This is a genomic window from Bradyrhizobium sp., from assembly GCF_049512235.1.
Lineage (GTDB): Bacteria > Pseudomonadota > Alphaproteobacteria > Rhizobiales > Xanthobacteraceae > Bradyrhizobium.
Window position 1 is genome coordinate 1 of sequence record NZ_JBEKXH010000465.1, and the last position, 5101, is coordinate 5101.

General features: G+C 65.6%; 6 protein-coding genes and 1 riboswitch. Of the genes, 5 read left to right on the forward strand and 1 reads right to left on the reverse strand.

Annotated features, from left to right (window positions below; translation table 11 throughout):
- A partial coding sequence (locus ABSG20_RS29470; protein WP_423867983.1) for a hypothetical protein occupies positions 1–1043 on the reverse strand: 1043 nt, incomplete at its 3' end.
- 288 nt (positions 1044–1331) lie between these two features.
- Between ABSG20_RS29470 and ABSG20_RS29475 the strand changes: the two genes are divergently transcribed.
- From ABSG20_RS29475 to ABSG20_RS29495, 5 genes are all read left to right on the forward strand, one after another.
- Positions 1332–1784 carry a transglycosylase SLT domain-containing protein gene (locus ABSG20_RS29475; protein ID WP_423867988.1) on the forward strand — a complete coding sequence of 151 codons (453 nt, stop codon included), beginning with the start codon at positions 1332–1334 and terminating at the stop codon, positions 1782–1784.
- A gap of 212 nt (positions 1785–1996) precedes the next feature.
- Positions 1997–2130, forward strand: a riboswitch (TPP riboswitch).
- Positions 2119–3135: an FAD-dependent oxidoreductase gene (locus ABSG20_RS29480; protein ID WP_423867984.1), complete on the forward strand. Its 1017-nt coding sequence runs from the start codon at positions 2119–2121 to the stop codon at positions 3133–3135. Its footprint overlaps the riboswitch before it by 12 nt.
- Complete coding sequence (gene thiS, locus ABSG20_RS29485; protein ID WP_423867985.1) at positions 3126–3323, forward strand: sulfur carrier protein ThiS; 198 nt, start codon at positions 3126–3128, stop codon at positions 3321–3323. The genes ABSG20_RS29480 and thiS overlap by 10 nt, the downstream gene beginning before the upstream one ends.
- A gap of 11 nt (positions 3324–3334) precedes the next feature.
- Positions 3335–4117 (forward strand): thiazole synthase, encoded by a 783-nt coding sequence (locus tag ABSG20_RS29490; protein ID WP_423867986.1) that lies wholly within the window; start codon positions 3335–3337, stop codon positions 4115–4117.
- Positions 4104–4712, forward strand: a complete 609-nt coding sequence (locus tag ABSG20_RS29495) for a thiamine phosphate synthase (RefSeq protein WP_423867987.1) — start codon at positions 4104–4106, stop codon at positions 4710–4712. Before ABSG20_RS29490 ends, ABSG20_RS29495 begins: the two co-directional genes overlap by 14 nt.
- Positions 4713–5101: the final 389 nt, after the last annotated feature.

A 5101-nucleotide genomic window follows, 5' to 3' on the forward strand; every position in this document is an offset into this window, starting at 1 on the left:
GTATAGAAAGTCGTTGCCGCCACCGCCACGAGCGCGACGCCGGCCAGCAGCACGCCGCGTGCGGGCGGCGCAACGGCTGCGTTTGCGACCGCGCCGGTGCCGATCTGCCTGGCGAGCGGGGCAGCCAGGATCAGCGGCGCCAACAGCGCCAGAGTTTCGGCAGCTCTTCCCTGGGCCAGCGCCATGTGCAGCAATCCCAACAGCAGCAGGATACGCGGCGGCGGCAGTCGAAAGCCGGCCAACAGCGCAAGCCCGAATCCGAGCAGCAGGCAGATTTCGAACGTACCGAGGCTGCCGAAATCCGCCGGCCGCCATTCCGCGATCAGCGGCAGCGCACTGCCGAGCGCGAGGATCTTTTGCGCCGCCATCAGCGCATTCCAGCCATAGGGCGTGCAGCATGCGGCGATCAGCGCCGCCAGCGCAAAGGCCGCCCAGCGCAGCACCAGTGATTTCCGGTCATGGGGTGCTGCGTTGCAGACCGCATCGAGCGCGACCGGCGCGATCAGCACGAGGCCGAACACAAAACCGCCATGCAGATTGGCCCACAGCGCCATCAAGGGTAACAGCCGGAATGACGGCGCTCCGCGGCGATCCGCGGCCGCGATCAGGCCTCCGCACCACAAAACCAGGATCGGCATCGCCAGCACATGCGGCCGCGCCAAAAGATGCGGCACGGTCAAGGCCAAGGCTGCGGCGACGAACACCAGCGTTGCGCTCGCGCTCAATCGCCGGCTGAGCCAGTGCGTGAGCCATGCGAAGGTGGCCGCGATCGCACTCGCGGACAAAACCACTGGCCCGCTCCAGCCTGCGATCGTGCGGGCCTTGGCAAGTGCGACCTGCGCCAGCCACTGCGTCGAAATCCACGGCTGGCCGCGCATGGTGAAGGAATAGACGTCGGTTTCGGGTACGGCGTGATGGTCCAGGATCCACTGCCCGACAGTGATCTGCCACATCGTATCGGGATCGATCAGCAGGTGGTTGCCGGCCAAAAGGAACAAGGCGTAGACGCCGGTGCCGACCCATAGCGGCAGCAGGCCGCGCATCAAGCTTGCCTCGTCCGAGGCTTGGGCAATGGTCAGGGTCATAGGCACAGTAGTGTTGGTTCGGGTCTCACGCCGGGATCGAAGCATGCCAGGGCATAATTCTTGGTAAACCCGCATCCGGCGCGGGGGCGATCCCGCAATAAAGCCCGGATTCGGCCACACCGCCGCCCGGTGTTCGCGGCAATTAGAGTGCCTGCAGGCCCTCGCCCGAGGGTTCACGCTGCTTCACACCCACTTGAGGGCCTCTCGTTGAAACGTTTGTCTTGCCTGGCCTGGCTCACGGCGATCATGGCGCTGCATTTTCCGCAAGCCGCGCAGGCGCAACGCGCCAAATATGATGAACTGGTCGCCAGCCACGCCAAGGCCAACTTGGTGCCGGAAGTCCTGGTGCATCGGGTGATCATGCGTGAAAGCCGCTATCAGGCGGCGCTGGTTGGCCGCGATGGCACCATCGGCCTGATGCAGATCAAGCTTTCGACCGCACGCAGCCTCGGCTACACCGGCGATGCCGCAGGACTGCGCGATCCCGACACCAACCTCACTTACGGGGTTAGATATCTCGCCGGCGCCTATCGCACTGCAAACGGCGATCACGGGCGCGCCATGCATTATTACGCCAGCGGCTATTATGAGGCCGCCAAGCGCCAGCGAATGGCCCATGGCGGGCACCCCGAACGGGTACTGGCAAGCGCACCGCCGAAGCCCGCGGCTGCAGACGCCACCAGCGCCGACGCGCAATAGGGTGAAACGGTAACCGCGGACGAAGGCTGCCTGTTGAGCCCGGGTCAATAATCGGAGTGTCGCCGGTGGATCCCGGTTCTGCCGCGCAGCGGACATGCTGCGTATCGCCGGGAGAACGCCGCAACGCGTCTGGAACACGATCACTTGAGGGGCGCATTCGGGCTGGTTCCCGCCAAGACGCGTTGACACCCCGCCGCATCAGCCTACATTAAGCCCGTTCCGAGGGGAGCTTCGATGAGGAGCTGAGAGACCGCAAGCTTGGGCCCTGTCGGAGGTCCCAAGACCGCGGTGACCCTTTGAACCTGATCCGGGTCATGCCGGCGAAGGGACAGGGATGTACCAGAAGCCAACAGCACCACGGGGGGAATCCGCGGTTTGCGTCATCGGTGCGGGCATAGCCGGCGCCTGGCAGGCGCTGCTGTTTGCGCAAGCCGGCCACGATGTTACGCTGCACGAGCGCGGCGACGCTGCGATGACGCTCTCGACCAGCCACTGGGCTGGCGGCATGCTGGCGCCGTGGTGCGAGAGCGAGACCGCCGAACCGGTCATCAGCCGGCTTGGACTGCGGGCGCTGGATCTGTGGCGCCGCGAACTGCCGGACACCCCGTTCAACGGCTCGCTGGTGGTGGCGCATGCGCGCGACCGCGGCGATTTCGAACGTTTTGCCAGCATGACGTCAGGCCATCGCCGGCTCGACGCCCGCGCGCTGGCCGAACTCGAACCCTCGCTGCAAGGCCGCTTCCGCGAAGCCTTGTTCTTCGCCGGCGAGGGCCATGTCGAGCCGCGCCGGGTGCTTCCGCAACTGCACGCCCGGATCGTGGCCGCCGGCGGCACCATCAAATTCAACAACGAGCCGCCCGCAGCCGAGATCGACGGCGTTGTGATCGATTGCCGCGGGCTTGCCGCGCGCGATCACTTGCCCGAATTGCGCGGCGTCAAGGGCGAGATGATCCTGATCGAGACCTGCGAGGTCGAGCTTTCGCGCCCGGTGCGGCTGATCCATCCGCGCTGGCCGCTGTATGTGATCCCGCGTGAGGGCAATTTGTTCATGTTGGGCGCCACCTCGATCGAGGCCGAGGACACTGGCGTCAGTGTGCGCTCCGCGCTGGAACTGCTCGGCGCCGCCTATGCGGTGCATCCGGCGTTCGCGGAAGCGCGCATCGTCGAATTCGGCTCGGGCCTGAGGCCGGCCTTCCCGGACCATCTGCCGCGCATCGCCATCGACAAGAACCGCATACAAGTCAACGGGCTCTATCGCCACGGCTTCCTGATCGCGCCGGCGCTGGCGGAGCTGACGCTTGGCTATGTCGAGCGCGGCCAGATCGACAATGAGGTGATGCAATGCGCGTGATCGTCAACGGCGAGCCGCGCGAGATCGCCTCGGCAAGCGTCGAGGCGCTGCTCGGCGAACTCGAATATGAGGGCACGCATTTTGCGATCGCCCTGAATTACGACGTGGTGCCCAGGAGCCGCTGGGCCGCGACGCGGCTCGGAAACGGTGACGAGATCGAGATCATCACGCCGCGGCAGGGAGGATGAGACGAGACGCCATGCTGAACTTCTACGGCAAATCCTTCACCTCCCGCCTCTTGATCGGCAGCGCGCTGTATCCGTCGCCGGCGGTCATGCAAGGCGCGGTCCGCGCCTGCGGCGCCGAGATCGTCACGGTGTCGCTGCGGCGCGAAGCCGCCGGCGGCAAGACCGGCGGCGCGTTCTGGTCGCTGGTCCGCCAACTCGGTGTCACCGTGCTGCCGAACACCGCCGGCTGCCGCAGCGTGCGCGATGCGGTGACCACGGCAAAACTGGCGCGTGAATTGTTTGCTACCTCCTGGATCAAGCTCGAGGTGATCGCCGACAACGACACGCTGCAGCCCGACATCGTCGGACTGGTCGAAGCCGCGGATATCCTGATCAAGGACGGTTTCGAGGTGTTCCCCTATTGCACCGAAGATCTCAGCGTCGCGATGCGGCTGGTCGATGCCGGCTGCAAGGTCGTGATGCCATGGGCGGCGCCGATCGGCAGCGCCAGGGGCATCATCAACCGCGACGCGCTGAAACTGCTGCGCGAGCGGCTGCCCGATATCACGCTGGTGATCGATGCAGGTCTGGGTGCGCCGAGCCACGCCGCGCAGGCGCTCGAACTTGGTTACGACGCGGTGTTGTTGAACACGGCAATCGCCCGAGCCGCCGATCCCGTGGCGATGGCGACGGCCTTTCGTTTGGGCGTCGAAGCCGGACGCACAGCCTTCGAAGCGGGCCTGATGGAAGCCCGCGATTTCGCCTCCCCGTCAACCCCTGTCGTTGGGACCCCGTTCTGGCATGCCGTATCCTGACCGCTTTTATCCCATCGTCGACAGCGTCGGTTGGGTGGCGCGGCTGGCCGCGCTTGGCGTCGGCACCGTGCAACTGCGTGCCAAGGCCCTCGATGATGCCAGGTCGCTGCAGATCGTCAGCGACGCGCTCGAAGCGATCAAGGGCACCGGCACAAAACTCGTGGTCAATGACTACTGGCGCGCGGCGATCGTCGCCGGCGCCCGACATCTGCATCTCGGCCAGGAAGATCTGCTCGAGGCCGATCTCAAGGCGATCCGCGATGCTGGCCTGACGCTCGGCCTATCCACCCATGACGACGCCGAGCTTGAGACGGCGTTGCGCGCGGAGCCCGACTATATTGCGCTCGGTCCGATCTTTCCGACCACGCTGAAGTCGATGCGCTTCAGGCCGCAGGGCATCGCCAAGATCACCGAATGGAAGCGCCGGGTCGGAAATATTCCACTGGTCGCGATTGGCGGCATCAAGCTCGAACAGGCCCGCGAGATCTTTGCCGCCGGCGCCGATTCGATCGCGGTCGTCAGCGACGTCACCCAAAACCCCGATCCCGACGCGCGGGTGCGCGCCTGGCTCGGTGTGAACGCGGAGGCCGCGTGAGATGATGAGCGGTTTCCATTTTCCGTCATGGCGAGGAGCGCAAGCGACGAAGCCATCCATCCCACCGCATGGCGCGGCTCTGGATGGCTTCGCTGCGCCGAGAAACATCGGTGAGATTCAAACAGGGCGCCCACAAGGGGCGCCCCTGCGCCATGTCTATCCCGTAGCGGCGACCCCTGTGGTCGCCCTCCTTCCCCGGATCCAGCCTGTTTCATCCACCAGGGTCCGCCGAAAGGCCGGAACAGAACTCGCAATGACGAGCAAAACGCAGAGCGCCGCGATCAACAACCCTCACAGGAGGACGCCATGAACATCCGCTCCAATCCCGACACCATCCTTCCCGCCGTCACCACCGGGGGGCTGCCGTCCTCGCGCAAGATTTTTGTCAC